Genomic DNA, 15,349 nt, shown 5'->3' on the forward strand with positions numbered 1-15,349 from the left:
AAAAAACTTTACTCGAAATTGTCAAAGTAGGTAAAATCTTTAATAATTTTTCCTTTTTCCAGGGTAAAAACCGTACAGACCGTTAACTCAAATTTTGTGTTGTCGGGTGCCGTACCGGTTGAAACAAATTCAACGATAACATGATGATCTCCTGAAGTGTAGATCTGTATTATTTTATCTTTCACATCAGGAAACATCTGGCCTAGATCGGTGTACTTTTCAACAATCTGTTGTCTTGATTGCCTGATAATGCCTTTACCAAGACCTGGATCTTTAAACTCAGCTGTTTCCGAATACATATCGGCCATTCTTTTCCAGTCGTGCCGATTGAAATAATCGAAATATTTCCTGATGAGCTTTTCATTTTCGGTAAGCGCAGATTCTTTCCGGTCACTGCATCCGGCAAATACAAAAGAGAGCAAAATCAGTATCCATAAGTGCTTCATGAGATTTGGTTTTATGTTAATGTAAATAACTTCATCATCAGCATCCACAATGTAACAATTTACAATATTTTATTTATTGTTTATTTAATCTTTCAAAAATTCCAGTATATATGTCTGCATCTCTTTCCTTTGCAAGGCAGTAGCATGATCGTCCATGTCATTATGCTTCACATCTGATAGTTTTACCATAGTGATCCCAAACTTTTCGATCTCCGGATCTGTCGGTAAAACTCCGTCATCAGCGGGCTGATCGCTTGACCGTAACGTATATACTTTAAGACTTTTATCTCTCGGAAGCGCCATTCTGCGATTGTCTAAAGTAATAATTTTATGTACGATATTGGAATACCTCTGAGGAAACAATGCTGTCATATCCGCACCGTTTGAATGGCCTATGAGAGTAATTTTCTTAAAATTAAGCGTGGGATAATCTTTTCTGAGTTGACAGATCACAAATAAAATATTATCCGTACCCCTTTCCCAGAAAGGTTTTCTTACGATCTGAGGAACGCCTTTTGAAGGGATCAATTCATCCGTTGGCAGCTCGTGCTGTATGCTGGCCACAAAGTATCCTTTCGAAGCCAGAAAATTGGTCAGGTACGAATAAGCTAAATAAGTCCCTTTTCTATTTTGCCCGTATCCGTGGCTGAAAATAACGATATCAGGGCTTTCGGATCCGGGATCGTAGAAAGCGACAGGAATTTTTCGGTTTCTGGCCTCGTCTGATAAAGTGACAGTATCGAATTTTACGTCAGCCTTCTCAGTGCTTTCTGCTTTTCTATGGAGGTTACAGCTGCAACAGAATAAAACAATAACGGTAAATAAAACATATTTTTTCATATAATTTTTAATTACTTATTTAAAACAGCTGATTTTTCAGTATCCGACATCCTTTTTGGTTCACAGCCCGCAATTGAAGCACAAAACATGACCGCCAGTAATTTTTTCATCTGTTAAATTTTAAAAGTATTATGATCGATTCTCATTATTTTGTAATCTCTGCAGATGGAAAGAGGAATTATATTTTCTTTTGTAATAGACCATAAAACCAATCCATACCACCAGCAATACAGCGATGAGAATCAGTTCAGTTTCATGAATCCCGTTTCGGAAGAAATTATTTAAAGAGTGAAATCCTGCAACGGCCAGCAATGAATACGTGCTGTTGTAGACCTTTCCGATTCCCCAGGTTCCTAACATCAAAATTCCCAGAAAAACCATGTTGGAAGTCGTAAATTCAGAATTCAGATGCCAGACAAACCATAAAACAGCAATTATAGCGATACTCCAAAGTTTAGGCAGGCCTTTCAATTGCTCCTGTAAAAATCCGCGCCACCCGATTTCTTCCAGTAATCCGTAAACCAAAACCGTCACAATGAGGATAACCGGGAAGTTTCCCTGTTGAAGATATGTCACCGTCCCGATCAGAATGACAGGAAAAATCCAGAAAACAACCAACGGCAAAAGCAGGCTACGATAATTCCCTTTAAGAGAAAGCCTGAAAGGAAAATTGAATAAAGCCATAGAAATAAACGCCCCTACCGCCGGACCTATTCCGCGGAGCAGTATGCGTATGAATTCGTTGTCGGTAAAATCGAGTATCCGGGTTTTAACGGCGAGAAAGCGAAATGTTATGGCAATAATATAAAAAACGACGATGCCTGCTATCTGTTTTTTTGTCATGGGTTTTGTTTTTGAATATGAATATCCAAAACTAATGATAAGAAATTGAAATAAAATTGACGATGGGTAAGTTTTACTTCTCGATAACTCTTTTTCTGAGGCGGCTCAGGCTTTCTGCCGTCAGTCCGAGGTAAGAAGCGATTATTTTCAAAGGAGTTCGCTGGAAAATTTCCGGGCGCTGACTGATAAGGTTGAGGTAACGCTCTTTTGGACTCAGCGTCAGTAAATTAATCTGTTCCTGCTGTTTTCGGAGAAACAATATTTCGGAAATGGCTTTTCCGATTCTTAAACCTGTTTCGTTGCGTGAATACAGCTCATTAAGATCTGGATAACTGATCGACCAAAGAGTACAGTCTTCCAGCGCCAGTGTTTTAATCCCGGAAGGCTGTTGTTTCAGAAATGAGAAATAATCACTCATAAAGCTCTGTTCGTACAGCAGATTGATACAGATATCTTTTTTACCGTTCCACACAAATAAGCCCACTGATCCGGCAGCAACTATATTTAAATACTTCTCAACCGACTCATAATCTTTGATGGTCTCATTTTTCTGAAACTGCCGCAGCTGAATTTTCTCTGAAAACCTCTCCCAGATATTGTTTTCAGCATGATAAAAAGGAGAAAATATTTGTTGAATTTCTTGTGGAGTCGGCATTATTCTGATTTAAAATTTACTGGTAAGACTACAGTACCACGAAAATAGCAAAATATCCAATATCAGGGAAACAAAGAAATTTATATTCTTTAAACTAAAAAATATAAGTAAATGAGCTGCCGGCTGACAGCTCATTTATTTTTTATTTAAGAAACACTTACGCCGAAAAGGTGTCCGATCAATGCCGTAACGCCCATGGCCACCGTTCCCCAGAAACAGATGCGCATGACAGCAATCCCTGTTTTTGAACCGCCGGTTCTGGCCGATATTGCTCCCAGGGTCATCAGGAAAACAATGGAAAAACCATATTGGAAATACACCATCTGCTTAATCGGAGCCACAAGTGAAACAATAAACGGCAACAAAGCTCCCAAAGCAAAAGAACCGAATGAAGCGATGGCAGCCTGAAAAGGTTTTGCCTGCGTAATTTCATTGATTCCCAGCTCGTCGTGGGCGTGGGCAGCCAAGGCATCATGTTCGGTAAGTTCCGTGGCAACGCGCAAAGCAGTTTCTTTACTCACCCCGCGCTTTTCGTAGATTTTGGCAAGCTCCTGAAGTTCGATCTCCGGCATCTCTTCAAGTTCTCTTTTTTCCCTCAGAAGATCAGCTTTTTCAGTGTCTTCCTGTGAGCTTACGGAAACATATTCTCCGGCTGCCATAGACATGGCCCCCGCTATCATACCGGCAAGAGCAGCAAGAATAATTGTATTTCTGTCCGGTGAAGCTGCAGCCACTCCTATCACAATACTCGTGGTAGAAAGTAAACCGTCGTTTGCGCCTAAAACTGCTGCCCGGAGCCAGCCTACTCTATTCACATAATGTTTTTCTAATTGATGATGCATAATTAAAAGTTTAAAACCAGTCCGGCTCCATAATTTTTAGAATCCAGGACAGGATAGATAAAAGTAAAACTTTTGGAATCTTTCTTATTAAAAAGCCTGTTGACCCAAGGGAACATCCAGTAGGCGAGTTCGGTGCTCAAAATCCCGAATCCGGCACCCGCAACCACATCTCCGACCCAGTGCTTATCATTCAGTGTCCTGTAAACTCCTGTAAAAACGGCAATGGGATAACCCGAAATAGCGAGCCACAAATTCTCATCCTTATATTCTCTGAACAGAAAATGAGCTGATGAAAAAGCGGTTGCCGTGTGGCCCGAAGGAAATGACAGATTATTTGAGCCATCGGGACGTTCTTCCTTTATTAGATGTTTAAGAGGAAGGACAAACGCCGCCGAAATGAGTTGTGAAGTTCCGTAAATAATGGTTCTGTCCCTAAAATTATGTTTGCTTTGTATGCCTGCAAGATTGTAGCCATACACCATGGCGGCGGGAAGATACTGGGTGTAATTATCCAGCTTAATCTGCCTGGGCTGATGTTCTCCGATTTCATATTTCGTAGATCTGTTCAGGTCTTTCAACGCATCCGAGGTAAGACTTACCACGCCATATCCGATCAGAACGGTTGGGATGATGATCTTCTTGTAACCCGGCTTATAAGCATGATCCTGATAGTCAAGCTTTTTAAAAGATACGGTAGAATCTGCCCTGATCTGCCCATTCAGAGAACAGGAAAAGATCAGAGCAGTTATGAGTGTGGTTAATATTTTCATCGGTTATTACTTGAACCTTAAATTTAAGGAAATAATATCAGATTTCATACCCACAGATTTTGTATAATGCCCATACCTGATTTCCAGCATATTAAGCCGCTCTACCCCGAATAACCCGTTTTTCGGACTGATCCGTATTCCTGCGCCGTAGAAATGGCTGTCGAATTTGGATAAATCGTAATTGCTGGTATAAAAATCGTCAAAAGCCGTATGCTGCTGATAAGGGGCAAAATACTTCGCGGCCGCCTGAGAATAATACCTGTAAAAAGGACTTACTGAGACAAAAGGCGAAATCTTCACCGGTGTTTCGAGGCTGAATGTATTCGATTTTAAGCCCCAGTCATCGGTATAGTACCGGTAATAAGCACGCAAAATCACTTTGTCGCCAAGAAAATAATTAGCCCTCAATCCCACAGGAATTTTAAACCTTTTGTCCGGCAAAATTTCCTGGTGCACGGAATTATCATTAAAATAAACCCTGTGAAACGGCAGACTCAGGTAGCCCGTCTGCTGAACGGCATCTCCCAAAAGCTCTATCTGAAAATTCCGGTTAATGATCTGGGAATATGCCAGAGAAAGAGCGAACGTATTTCTGCCACTGGTGCCATAGTCATCATTTGCTCTCAGCTCGATCGGAGCAATCAGTTTTACCTGATCCAGATACGTCTGGAATTTTGCGGTAAATTCTCCCATCCGGTTTGCGGTTTTCTGAGAAAAACCAATGTTTGCGCCGTAAGACTGATAATCAAATTCTGTTGAAAACATCACTCCTCCCGTCAGCGTTGTTCCTTTGCTTTCATTTTCACGGCTCCAGCTCAGTGACGGGTAGATTCTGTTGTCTGCATGAGAGGCTGAAGAATTGGCTTTCAGGTCGATCATATCCGAAGAAGCAGAAGTGTAATGATCAATTCCCACGCTGAAATTGAACTTGTTTTTCCGGTCTTTCTTATCATATTTCACCATGGTCACATCAATCGTATTGGAGATATCCGTAAGTTTTTCCGTTCCGACACCGCCAGTTACGGCAGAATTATTTCCATCCTGATGGTAATAACTTGAAACAAGATTAGCTTCATCGAGGGTCAGTTTTTTAGATTGTCCGCTGTTTGTATTTTCCTGTGCTTTTGCATTCAGCATTCCGAGTAAGGCAAGAGCACTTATTATTATTTTTTTCATTTAGATCACCGTTAAATTTTACGATACTTTTTAATTACACCCACATCCGCCGCCAACTTTTCCTGCATTGGCGCCTGAAGAACCTTCTCGGTAGGATTGGAAGCTAAGCTCCGTTTTTTCGATCATCCGGTTTCCAAGAACCATCTCTGAATCGTTGAGTTTATTTTTTTCGTATTCTTTTACCGTGGTGCATGATTGCATCGACAATATTGTGATCAACAAGCAAATTGCTGTGATTATTTTTATGAAATTTTTCATTTTTGATTTCTTTTTAGAAAAGCTTCCTGTCTTTAATTTTACCATATCCTGTAATCCGGATGAAGAAGATTCATCCCGCATGAAGATTCAGTATTACCGGAGCATGAAGAGCTTTTTATTTTAAATTAATGTTTTGGGAAGAATAGATCCTGTCTGAATCGTCAATAATAATACACTCGAGATGATTAATCTGATTGACCAGATCAAGCGCTGCCTGAATCCCCATAATACTTACCGGTGTTGCCATTGCGTCGGCAATTTCTGCATTGGGACAGAAAACCGTAACACTTTTAATCCCGGAAACGGGCATGCCGGTTTTGGGATTAATGGTATGGGAATATTTTTTACCGTTGATGATGACAAATTTTTCATAATTCCCTGAGGTGGCGATCGCCATATCCGTTATGTTCATGTAGGAAAACGGCTGCCCGGCATTATCGGGATCAGCAATTCCTACCGTCCAGGGCTTTCCGTCTGCCTGGTGTCCCCAGGTCGTGAGATCACCGGAAGCATTCACAATTCCGGAATGGACGCCTCTTTTCAGGAGAATCCTTTTTGCCATTTCCGCAGCGTATCCTTTCCCGATTCCGCCAAAGCCGATCCGCATTCCTTTTTCTTTAAGGAAGACTGTTTGGCTGTCACGATTAAGGATAATATTCTGAAAATTAACGAGCTTCAGTTGTCTTTTAATAAGTTCAGGATCAGGCAGCGCTTTCATTTCGCGGTCGAAATTCCAGAAGCTTTTATCAATTCCACCATAGGAAATATCAAAATAACCGTCTGTAATACTGCTGATCCTCAAACTCCTTTCAATGAGATCGAAAATTTCCCTGTCTACCTGTACCGGCTTAATCCCTGCATTTCTGTTGATGAGATTGGTCTGACTTTCTTCATTGAATGTGGTAAGGAGCTTTTCAATCCTGCGGATCTCATTTATGGCTGCGTCAATATGATCGTGAGCCACTTTTTCATTATCGCTTAAGACGGTAATTTCAAAAGCATTCCCCATCAGTTTCTGAGGCCTTTTGAATTCCTTTGCCATATTAATTATTTTGGCTTTCCCTGAACTCCCTGATTTCTTTACTGAATGCCAGAGCATTTTCAGAAGGCAGGCCTTCCCAGCTTTTCAGAACTTTTCCTTCCGCATTTAACAATAAAGTGTATGGAAATAATCCTTTTTCATTGTATTCATCGGCTAAGGAAGCATTTTCTTTTTTAAGTTCCTCAGAAAGCTGATTCTTTTTATTTCTCGGAAAATCTGCATTGATGTAGACAATCACATGATCTGATTCCAGCTTCTTAAATTCATCGGTTTCAATGATATTTTTATGAAGTTTTATGCATGGAATACACCAGTCGGATCCGGAAAAATTAAGGAGAATAAGTTCTTTATTTTCGGCTGCCGTTTTTTTTGCGTTTTCCAGTCTGCTTTGGGCATGGAGAACAAGGGAAAATACAACCATTAATATGGCTGAAAATAGTGTTTTCATTATTTTGAATTTTAATGACTGATAATAATGTTGGTTTTGACTTGTCTTTAAGCCAGATAATTAAATAAAAGAAAACACATTTCTTGGAGGTTCCCAGACCGATCCCGTGAAGCCCTTTAAACAAAAGTCTTCGTCCTTTGAAGGTATTTTATCAGGTTTTAACAGTGTAAAATGAATTCTTGGCGCTTCAAAACTGAATCCCGGATTTACCGTAAAAACCAGAGCCAAAGGCGCCGAATGAATAATGAAAGGAAGTTTCTGATCTTTTCCATAGTCCCCGTCCTTCACCGGATGATCGTAATGCGCTTTGATGAATGCCGAAAAAGGCATATCCGGATTAAGCTTTTTGTGCTCCCAGTAGTGTTCGATCAGTGTCGGCATTTTGAAAAGCTGATACAATTCGGTCGTAGAAACCAAATATAATAACAGGAACAGTATGGAAATCAACTTTTTCACTGTTCAAAATTATGAAATGTTTTATTAAGAATGACTTTAAATTAAACCTTTAATAATTTTTTAATTTTTTGATTATTCGAAAAAAATCGTCCACCTGCACAGAGATATCATCTCTTTCTGAAATTCAACCTTCCCAATCTACAAAGGGGAATTATTTTCATTCGGCTTCCCCGTTGAAACCTGCGGATCTGATTTCGGAATCGAGAAGGTGCTGAGGAAAGTAATACTTGTTCTGTTTCCGTGTTCGTCAATCTTTAAGATGATGGATTTGCAGCATGGAGATGCCTTGAAATAATTTTCGTATCGTGTTCCGCACTGGAAGCACTCGGTGATTACCGTTTTATTTTTTTCCATAGTTATTGTGTTAGTGTCTTTACCGGTTCCGATAAAGCTTGTTATTTTTTTCAATTCATTTTTTAGCAAAGATCATCTTTTTGCAGCTTATTAAAAATTGACAGTTTGTAAAGGGCATCAATGACCTGATCGTCATGTATTTTCCTGTTTTTTACTTTTCTGATGTAGGCCGGATCTTTGGGTTCATTTTTCAGCAGTATATTCACTGAGGCGGTATATTGTACCGGAAGCCACTGCCCGATAAAATGAAATTTTTCATCGGATTTCTCTTTGTAATTGGGATATATTGATTTGCTCATACAAATGAATACATATTCGTTAAACCTTTTTTCGTAATTTTGTGTTTGTCTCAACAGACAATAATAAAAACAAATATACAATTTTAAATTTAAACACAATAATATATTGAAATTTCAACAACTTATTATTGCAAATTTTAACATAAAGAAGCTACTCAAATATGAAAATTTACGAAAAGATCCGTGAGTACAGCAAGAAGCGAGGAGAAACCATGAAACAGGTTGCAACGGGATACGGTGTTACCCCGCAGGCCATTCAACTTTATTTTTCAGGAAAAAATGCAATGCCCCTGAGTTTTCTGGTATGGTATATCGAGACTCATCCGGACATAGACTTATATGCACTGTTCAGCAAAGATCACGACCAGATTGTTTCCGAACCCAGAGCAGATTATCATAAAAAATACAGAAAGCAGAGCGTTATCGACCGTGTCGTGAAGATCCTGGAAGATGAATTGTAGACACCGGGTACAAGATTATTATTTCGTCAAAACCTGTCTGCTAATGTTAAATTTTACCAATTTAAATCTTACATAGCATTATTTATATTTAATGAACTACCTTTATATGGATATAGAATTGAAAATATAATTTATTTGAATATTTACATCTATTGTTTTGTGAATCCAACAGATAATCAAATGATTTTCAATAATTTTCACATTTTGAGCAACATTTCACAAAATACCCTTATAAAAACTTCATGAATGATCACGGAGTTCTACGGGGCGAAGGCTGAACAATTGTTTGGCTGATTTTATTTTATTTAAGGATTAGTATTATTTTTTAGTATGACAAGCAAAATCACAGGTGTAGGAAATTATATACCATCAGAGACCATCAATAATTTATTTTTCGACCAACACGTATTCATGAACCAGGATGGTCATCTTTTACAGGACAGCAACGCCTCCATCACAAAAAAGCTCCAGAAAATTACTGGTATCGAAGAGAGAAGATATGCCGGCAGCACGCAAGTTGCTTCCGATCTGGGTTTCATTGCCGCAAAGGCAGCCATAGAAGATTCAAAGATAGATCCTGAAACGCTGGACTATATCATATTTGCGCATAATTTTGGTGATGTCCGTTTTGGCACGGTACAGTCCGACACAGTACCCAGCCTGGCGTCAAGGGTGAAACATGCATTACAGATCAAAAATAATTTCTGCGTTGCGTACGACGTGCTTTTCGGATGTCCCGGATGGATAGAAGGCGTTATCCAGGCACATTCTTTCATAAAATCGGGAATGGCTAAAAAATGTCTTATCATCGGTGCGGAAACATTATCGAGAGTCGTGGACATTCATGACAGGGACAGTATGATCTATGCAGACGGAGCCGGTGCCGTCATTCTCGAAGCCAACGAAATAGAGGATTCAGGAATAAAATCTCATCTATCGGCTTCTTATACACTTAATGAAAAAGATTTTCTGTATTTCGGGAAATCTTACAACAATGAGAGCTGTCCGGACACGAAATATATTAAAATGGACGGAAGGAAAATTTATGAATTTGCCTTATCAAGAGTTCCTGAAGCCATGAAAAAATGTTTTGACAGCAGCGGTTATGCCATAGATGATCTAAGTAAAATTATTATTCACCAGGCGAATGAGAAAATGGATGAGGCCATCGTAGAAAGATTCTACCATCTTTATGGAAAAGAAGTTCCTTCCGGGATCATGCCCATGGTAATCAGTAAATTGGGAAACAGCAGCGTTGCAACAATACCTACCCTACTTACGATGATCCTGAAAGAGGAACTGGAATCCCACACGATCAATAAAGGAGATATTATCTTGTTTGCATCCGTAGGTGCCGGGATGAATATCAATGCTATGGTTTATCAATTTTAAAAGGGATGAATATTCTGCTTTATAAAATACAAATATATTTTTGACAACCAATCATTTAATACAAATATATTTATTGTATATTTGCTCAATATAACAGGCTACTGCCTTTGCTATTCTGTAAAGTCACTTCATCTTTTCTTTCAGTTTACTTTTTCAGCTGCCACTTTTGGTTATAATTGAGTCATGGCACAAGGCTTTTGACTTACTCTAATTTTTTTAATAATATTACCATGCAAGAAGGCACAGTAAAATTTTTCAATGAAGCAAAAGGCTTCGGTTTCATTACTCCGGCAGACGGAAGTAGAGATGTTTTTGTTCATTCATCAGGATTAGTTTCTAACAGCATCCGTGAGAATGACAAAGTAACTTTCGAGGTACAACAAGGTCAGAAAGGCCTGAATGCAGTGAATGTAAAGCTGGCATAAGCCTGAAAAGACAGAACTTATAGAGATCTCTATATATCTCACAAGCCTCTCACACCATGTGAGAGGCTTATTTTTTGTAAAAAGAACATGATTAAGATTAAAATAGTTTTACAGTTTTAACAATTTATTTATCTTCGTTTTTTGAACTGAAACATTTTATCATTTTGTCTACAGAAACAGCACATATTCCACCCGGTTCCGCTCACAAACTGATCCCAATGACCGATTTTGTCATCGAGTATTATTCCCATGAAGGATATGCAGATCTTCAGACCCTGAAGCTCATGAATAATTATGCCAACTTCCTTAAAAAACCTCTGACCCTGGGAATGTTTGTACCAGTTGATATCAAAGGGAATATCCTCAAAGAACCCAGAAACTACACTTCCTGGAAATCCCTGGAACACAACAGGAAAGCAAATTCAAACAAAATAGAAAATACAATGTTTGAGGAATACAAAACCTACCAGAAGGCAGAAAAAAAATGTCTTTTTGAAGGCTTCAAAATTGCCTACAATGGCTACTCGGTGGTAAGAATTACCGCTGAATATAATGATTCAATAGAGCTTTCGTTTAATAAAAATGAGAAAACCTTTCAGAATTTTCCTGATGTAGAATCCCTGACTTATTTTCCCGAAATTTTCCTTAATTCAAACGCTTTGAAAAAACTGGGACTGCGTAAGTAAAATTTAAATCTAAAAAATCCATCAGCCTTTTACCGCTTTACCATACACTTCGAGAGCTCTTTTTCTGGCAAAAGTATGTTCAACCATCGGTTCGGCGTTGATTTCCTCTTCGGAAAGCCATTGCTTTACATATTTCTGGTCTTTATCAAATTTTTTAGACTGCTCCGAAGGATTGAAAACCCTGAAGTACGGAGCAGCATCGCAGCCGCAACCCGCCGCCCACTGCCAGTTGCCGTTATTAGACGATAGCTCATAATCCAGCAGTTTTTCGGCAAAATAAGCTTCGCCCCACCTCCAGTCGATCAGCAGATGTTTGGTCAGAAAACTTGCAACGACCATTCTTACCCGATTGTGCATGAATCCCGTTTCGTTAAGCTGGCGCATTCCTGCATCAACAATAGGATATCCCGTTTTTCCTTTGCACCACAGCTCAAATTCGTTCTCGTTATTCCGCCACTGTATATTTTCATATTTTTCTTTAAATGCATGATTTACAACTTTTGGAAAATGATAGAGAATCTGCATAAAAAACTCACGCCATATCAACTCATTAAGCCAGGTTTCATTGTGCTCCAGAGCAAACCGGACACATTCCCGTACAGAGATTGTCCCGAAACGTAAAGCAACTCCCAAATGCGTCGTGTGATCCATTCCCGGAAAATCCCTGTATTCGCCGTAATGATCAATAATTGATTTCTTAAGCGAAGGCGCCGTAAATTTTACCTCTGTTTCTTTAAAGCCAATATCAGAAAGTTCGGGAAATTTCTCAGCCTTGTATTGTAAAAAATTCAAAAAACCGGTTTTATATTTTTCAATTTCAGTTTCATTCAGAAGCTCTTTCCATTTCCTTGAATAGGGCGTATAAACCGTATAAGGAGTACCGTCTTTTTTTAAAATTTCATCTTTTTCAAAAATCAACTGATCTTTAAAACTTTTAAAAGCAACATTATTTTTTTTCAGAAATTCCTCCACTTCCTTATCGCGTTTGATGGTGGCCGGCTCATAATCGGAATTACAGAATACGGTATCGATTTCAAAAACACCGATCAATTTTTTGAATGCATCAAGCGGTGTATCATGAAAAACAGTTATTCCGCTTTTGTGTTCTAAAAGTCCCTGATGAATCTCTTTCAGTGCCTGATAAAAATAATCAACTCTTTTATCCGATTTATTTTCAAGTTTTCCTAAAATGTCTTTATCAAAAACAAAAACCGGCAGTACTTTCTTGTCATGTTTTAATGCTTGAAAGAGACCACAGTTATCCTCCAATCGCAAGTCTCTCCGAAACCAGAAAACATTTATTTTATCTTTTATTTCAGGCATTACGGTGTATTTTTATTAAATCGGTTTTCAAGTACTTTAAATCGGTAATCAAAAATATGCTTCAGCTTATTTTTAACGAAAAGCGTGTGGGCAATTTCGCCCAGAAAACCAAAAGGAAGTTTATAAACGACCGTATCTTTCATCAGAACACCATTTTCATTTTCTATAAATTCATGATGGTGATGCCAGAGTTTGTAGGGCCCTTTTTTCTGAAAATCGGTAAAACTCTTTCTGAAATCGACCTGGGTAATCTCCGTTTTCCATTTCATCCTGATACCGAACAATGGTGACACAAAATAATCGATGGTCATCCCTTCATAAATTTCGTCGTTTTCAAATGTGGTCAGAACAGTAAAGTTCATGTCTTCCGGAGTAATTTTGGAAAGATTGTTAGCAGAAGAAAAGAATTTCCATGCCGTATCGATGTCACACTTCAGCTGTTGTTCACGAAAGAGTCTGTGCTTCATTTTTTTTTCCAAATGGCAATGCAATAAAGATACCACAGGCCGGGAAGAAGATTCATCAAATGAAGAACCGCCTCATAAAAGCGGTTCTTACTATTTTTCTCCGTGGCAGTTTTAAACTAATTCCTCTTTAAGTTTAAAAACCTATTAAGTATTTCCGAACTACTTGTAGTGCAGAAAAATTCCATAGTCGGTAGGTGTCCAGAATGCAGCTTTCTGTCCGGCAGCCTTTAAGGCATCATTTGCCCAGGTATTGCAGGTATTCAGAAAACTGTATTTTCCTTTGGCATCATAGAAGGCATCATTATTACCGTATACGGCATCGGTAGGAATCAGTATGAAATTTCCGTTTTTATCTTTATCGAACTTATTTTGCACAAATTCGACGAGTTGTTTATATTGGTTTTTACTGATCATCATCATTTTACAGTCGTCTCCTTCCTTCATTTTCTGATAATATGTACAGTGCATCGCAGATTCACTAAGCCAGAAAGCCGCTTTAAAAGCCGTTGAAAATTTAAGATCTGCCCAGGTAGGCGTATCGAGATAAAAGCCTTTATCACCCCAGCCGATTCCCACATAATTATAGTCTGATCTTTTTGATTTTGTATTGGAAAAAGGGATTTTAGAGCTCCAGTCGTAAATCTCGTTTTTCACAGGCATCACAATATCCGTATGTACTCCGTTGGTATAGATGTAAATCGGAATTTCTTTTTTTTGTCCGTCATCCTGTGCAGAAACTTCTATAAATGGCAGCAAATACCCTAAGGCAACATACAGTACAACAATTCCGATAATAACGCCCAGGGCTTTAAGTATAATAAATAACATTTTTTTCACAGCCATTCTTAAAATAAGGTTAATAAAATTTAATAATATTTTTTTTTCAAAAGTATTTGTTTTAAATGATTTTTTATTTAAATTTAAGTACAAATTGTTCACAAATATGCAGAAAAACACTAAATCAAACAAAAGATTTAAAATCAGAGTAAAAGTTGCCCCAAAAAGAGTGCAAAAAAAACGTTGATTTTTGGCGAGATATCATTCTCCCGAAGATCATTTTTTTTTGAGTTATAAAAAACTCTTACCTGTAAAAATCTTCCCTCTTTAAATGTAAAATTTAAGGAATGGCTGTTTACCCTTTTTATTTTGGAACTCAGAAAATTCCAGACGGGAATGTATCCCTAAAATTTCATCGAAATTTATCTGCAGATTTTTCCAGAAACTCGATATTCCGCTTCAGACCTGCAAATTTTGTCCGTTTAACAGGAGATTTTCTGAATATTTCCGAAAACAGTTCCTGAGTAAGCTCTCTCCACTCTCCTTTTTTAAAGTTTTTCAATGCTTCATTCGGTGAGAATTTTCTTTGCTGCGTCGGTGCCGAAAATCTGTTCCAGGGACAGACATCCTGGCAAATATCGCAACCAAACATCCAGTCATTCATTTTATCCTGAAAATAATCGGGAATATCATTTTTAAGTTCGATGGTTGCGTAGGAAATGCATTTGCTTCCATCGATGAGTTTCTCAGACACAATAGCCTCAGTCGGGCAGGCATCAATACATTTCCTGCATGTTCCGCAATGATCTGTGGTCTCATGATCAGGAATTAATTCCAGATCACAGATGATTTCAGCCAGAAAATAAAATGAGCCATTCTGCTTTGTAATAAGATTAGCATTTTTTCCTACCCATCCGATCCCCGACTTGCGGGCCCAGCTTCTTTCGAGAACCGGCGCAGAGTCTACAAAAACCCGAAAACCAAATTCCCCGATTTCTTCCTGTAAGCCGGCCACCATTTCCCGGAGGATATCTTTAATGACTTCATGATAATCCTCGGCATAAGCATATTTTGAAATCTTAAAATTGTCGAAGGCAGAAATCTTTTCTTCGGGAAAATAGTTATAAGAAAGAGAAATCACTGATTTTGAACCTTCTACAAGCAATCTCGGATCCAACCTCTTATCAAAATGATTTTCCATGTATTTCATTTCGCCATGAAAATTATTCTTCAGCCACTCTTCAAGTGGCCTGGCATCTTCTTCAAGGAAATCGGCTCTGGAAATCCCACAGCTCTGAAAGCCAAAACTTTCTGCTCTGGCTTTGATCAACTGCGAGTATTTTTCAGGGTTTGAATTCATAATAACATTGCAAAACTAGTATTATTTTA

General features: G+C 38.5%; 21 protein-coding genes. 4 read left to right on the top strand and 17 right to left on the bottom strand.

Annotation, left to right across the window (positions count from 1 at the left end; all coding sequences use genetic code 11):
• Positions 1-8: 8 nt before the first annotated feature.
• The 13 genes from AC0N32_RS17715 to AC0N32_RS17775 form a co-directional block, all read right to left on the bottom strand.
• Positions 9-446 carry a nuclear transport factor 2 family protein gene (locus AC0N32_RS17715; protein WP_476395173.1) on the bottom strand — a complete coding sequence of 146 codons (438 nt, stop codon included), beginning with the start codon at positions 444-446 and terminating at the stop codon, positions 9-11.
• Between the two features lie 84 nt (positions 447-530).
• Positions 531-1,286, bottom strand: a complete 756-nt coding sequence (locus AC0N32_RS17720) for an alpha/beta hydrolase family protein (protein ID WP_476395174.1) — start codon at positions 1,284-1,286, stop codon at positions 531-533.
• 129 nt (positions 1,287-1,415) lie between these two features.
• Complete coding sequence (locus AC0N32_RS17725; RefSeq protein WP_476395175.1) at positions 1,416-2,129, bottom strand: lysostaphin resistance A-like protein; 714 nt, start codon at positions 2,127-2,129, stop codon at positions 1,416-1,418.
• 73 nt (positions 2,130-2,202) lie between these two features.
• A complete protein-coding gene (locus tag AC0N32_RS17730; RefSeq protein WP_476395176.1) occupies positions 2,203-2,784 on the bottom strand; it encodes a Crp/Fnr family transcriptional regulator in 582 nt (193 codons plus the stop codon).
• Positions 2,785-2,930: 146 nt separating this feature from the next.
• Positions 2,931-3,626: a VIT1/CCC1 transporter family protein gene (locus AC0N32_RS17735; protein ID WP_476395177.1), complete on the bottom strand. Its 696-nt coding sequence runs from the start codon at positions 3,624-3,626 to the stop codon at positions 2,931-2,933.
• Positions 3,627-3,628: 2 nt separating this feature from the next.
• Positions 3,629-4,396 carry a phosphatase PAP2 family protein gene (locus tag AC0N32_RS17740; protein ID WP_476395178.1) on the bottom strand — a complete coding sequence of 256 codons (768 nt, stop codon included), beginning with the start codon at positions 4,394-4,396 and terminating at the stop codon, positions 3,629-3,631.
• A gap of 6 nt (positions 4,397-4,402) precedes the next feature.
• Positions 4,403-5,572 (bottom strand): DUF3570 domain-containing protein, encoded by a 1,170-nt coding sequence (locus AC0N32_RS17745; protein ID WP_476395179.1) that lies wholly within the window; start codon positions 5,570-5,572, stop codon positions 4,403-4,405.
• Between the two features lie 30 nt (positions 5,573-5,602).
• Complete coding sequence (locus AC0N32_RS17750; RefSeq protein ID WP_476395180.1) at positions 5,603-5,773, bottom strand: DUF4266 domain-containing protein; 171 nt, start codon at positions 5,771-5,773, stop codon at positions 5,603-5,605.
• Positions 5,774-5,945: 172 nt separating this feature from the next.
• Positions 5,946-6,872, bottom strand: a complete 927-nt coding sequence (locus AC0N32_RS17755; protein ID WP_476395181.1) for an FAD:protein FMN transferase — start codon at positions 6,870-6,872, stop codon at positions 5,946-5,948.
• A gap of 1 nt (position 6,873) precedes the next feature.
• A complete protein-coding gene (locus AC0N32_RS17760; protein ID WP_476395182.1) occupies positions 6,874-7,320 on the bottom strand; it encodes a thioredoxin family protein in 447 nt (148 codons plus the stop codon).
• A 60-nt stretch (positions 7,321-7,380) separates the two neighbouring features.
• Positions 7,381-7,776: a hypothetical protein gene (locus tag AC0N32_RS17765; RefSeq protein WP_476395183.1), complete on the bottom strand. Its 396-nt coding sequence runs from the start codon at positions 7,774-7,776 to the stop codon at positions 7,381-7,383.
• Positions 7,777-7,914: 138 nt separating this feature from the next.
• Positions 7,915-8,130 (bottom strand): hypothetical protein, encoded by a 216-nt coding sequence (locus tag AC0N32_RS17770; RefSeq protein ID WP_476395184.1) that lies wholly within the window; start codon positions 8,128-8,130, stop codon positions 7,915-7,917.
• A 62-nt stretch (positions 8,131-8,192) separates the two neighbouring features.
• On the bottom strand, positions 8,193-8,429 hold the full coding sequence (locus AC0N32_RS17775) for a hypothetical protein (protein WP_476395185.1): 237 nt from the start codon (positions 8,427-8,429) through the stop codon (positions 8,193-8,195).
• A 161-nt stretch (positions 8,430-8,590) separates the two neighbouring features.
• Between AC0N32_RS17775 and AC0N32_RS17780 the strand changes: the two genes are divergently transcribed.
• The 4 genes from AC0N32_RS17780 to AC0N32_RS17795 all read left to right on the top strand — a co-directional run bounded on the left by AC0N32_RS17780 (position 8,591) and on the right by AC0N32_RS17795 (position 11,393).
• Positions 8,591-8,890, top strand: a complete 300-nt coding sequence (locus tag AC0N32_RS17780; protein ID WP_476395186.1) for a hypothetical protein — start codon at positions 8,591-8,593, stop codon at positions 8,888-8,890.
• Positions 8,891-9,220: 330 nt separating this feature from the next.
• Positions 9,221-10,282: a 3-oxoacyl-ACP synthase III family protein gene (locus tag AC0N32_RS17785; protein ID WP_476395187.1), complete on the top strand. Its 1,062-nt coding sequence runs from the start codon at positions 9,221-9,223 to the stop codon at positions 10,280-10,282.
• Positions 10,283-10,512: 230 nt separating this feature from the next.
• Complete coding sequence (locus AC0N32_RS17790; RefSeq protein WP_476395188.1) at positions 10,513-10,707, top strand: cold-shock protein; 195 nt, start codon at positions 10,513-10,515, stop codon at positions 10,705-10,707.
• 164 nt (positions 10,708-10,871) lie between these two features.
• The gene (locus tag AC0N32_RS17795) at positions 10,872-11,393 is read left to right on the top strand and encodes a hypothetical protein (protein WP_476395189.1); all 522 of its coding nucleotides are present in this window, start codon (positions 10,872-10,874) and stop codon (positions 11,391-11,393) included.
• A gap of 21 nt (positions 11,394-11,414) precedes the next feature.
• On the opposite strand, the gene AC0N32_RS17800 is transcribed toward AC0N32_RS17795, so the two are convergent.
• The 4 genes from AC0N32_RS17800 to queG all read right to left on the bottom strand — a co-directional run bounded on the left by AC0N32_RS17800 (position 11,415) and on the right by queG (position 15,320).
• Positions 11,415-12,707, bottom strand: a complete 1,293-nt coding sequence (locus AC0N32_RS17800; protein WP_476395223.1) for a cryptochrome/photolyase family protein — start codon at positions 12,705-12,707, stop codon at positions 11,415-11,417.
• 8 nt (positions 12,708-12,715) lie between these two features.
• Entirely contained in the window at positions 12,716-13,183 is a 468-nt protein-coding gene (locus tag AC0N32_RS17805) for an SRPBCC family protein (RefSeq protein ID WP_476395190.1), read from the bottom strand.
• Between the two features lie 159 nt (positions 13,184-13,342).
• The gene (locus AC0N32_RS17810) at positions 13,343-14,020 is read right to left on the bottom strand and encodes a TIGR02117 family protein (RefSeq protein ID WP_476395191.1); all 678 of its coding nucleotides are present in this window, start codon (positions 14,018-14,020) and stop codon (positions 13,343-13,345) included.
• Positions 14,021-14,372: 352 nt separating this feature from the next.
• Complete coding sequence (gene queG / locus AC0N32_RS17815; RefSeq protein ID WP_476395192.1) at positions 14,373-15,320, bottom strand: tRNA epoxyqueuosine(34) reductase QueG; 948 nt, start codon at positions 15,318-15,320, stop codon at positions 14,373-14,375.
• Positions 15,321-15,349 lie beyond the last annotated feature (29 nt).

The sequence above is a fragment of the Chryseobacterium endophyticum genome, from assembly GCF_056333165.1.

Coding starts and splice junctions, on each gene's coding strand:
- AC0N32_RS17715 (WP_476395173.1), bottom strand. CDS start 446: ATGAAGCACTTATGGATACTGATTTTGCTCTCTTTTGTATTTGCCGGA.
- AC0N32_RS17720 (WP_476395174.1), bottom strand. CDS start 1,286: ATGAAAAAATATGTTTTATTTACCGTTATTGTTTTATTCTGTTGCAGC.
- AC0N32_RS17725 (WP_476395175.1), bottom strand. CDS start 2,129: ATGACAAAAAAACAGATAGCAGGCATCGTCGTTTTTTATATTATTGCC.
- AC0N32_RS17730 (WP_476395176.1), bottom strand. CDS start 2,784: ATGCCGACTCCACAAGAAATTCAACAAATATTTTCTCCTTTTTATCAT.
- AC0N32_RS17735 (WP_476395177.1), bottom strand. CDS start 3,626: ATGCATCATCAATTAGAAAAACATTATGTGAATAGAGTAGGCTGGCTC.
- AC0N32_RS17740 (WP_476395178.1), bottom strand. CDS start 4,396: ATGAAAATATTAACCACACTCATAACTGCTCTGATCTTTTCCTGTTCT.
- AC0N32_RS17745 (WP_476395179.1), bottom strand. CDS start 5,572: ATGAAAAAAATAATAATAAGTGCTCTTGCCTTACTCGGAATGCTGAAT.
- AC0N32_RS17750 (WP_476395180.1), bottom strand. CDS start 5,773: ATGCAATCATGCACCACGGTAAAAGAATACGAAAAAAATAAACTCAAC.
- AC0N32_RS17755 (WP_476395181.1), bottom strand. CDS start 6,872: ATGGCAAAGGAATTCAAAAGGCCTCAGAAACTGATGGGGAATGCTTTT.
- AC0N32_RS17760 (WP_476395182.1), bottom strand. CDS start 7,320: ATGAAAACACTATTTTCAGCCATATTAATGGTTGTATTTTCCCTTGTT.
- AC0N32_RS17770 (WP_476395184.1), bottom strand. CDS start 8,130: ATGGAAAAAAATAAAACGGTAATCACCGAGTGCTTCCAGTGCGGAACA.
- AC0N32_RS17775 (WP_476395185.1), bottom strand. CDS start 8,429: ATGAGCAAATCAATATATCCCAATTACAAAGAGAAATCCGATGAAAAA.
- AC0N32_RS17780 (WP_476395186.1), top strand. CDS start 8,591: ATGAAAATTTACGAAAAGATCCGTGAGTACAGCAAGAAGCGAGGAGAA.
- AC0N32_RS17785 (WP_476395187.1), top strand. CDS start 9,221: ATGACAAGCAAAATCACAGGTGTAGGAAATTATATACCATCAGAGACC.
- AC0N32_RS17790 (WP_476395188.1), top strand. CDS start 10,513: ATGCAAGAAGGCACAGTAAAATTTTTCAATGAAGCAAAAGGCTTCGGT.
- AC0N32_RS17805 (WP_476395190.1), bottom strand. CDS start 13,183: ATGAAGCACAGACTCTTTCGTGAACAACAGCTGAAGTGTGACATCGAT.
- queG (WP_476395192.1), bottom strand. CDS start 15,320: ATGAATTCAAACCCTGAAAAATACTCGCAGTTGATCAAAGCCAGAGCA.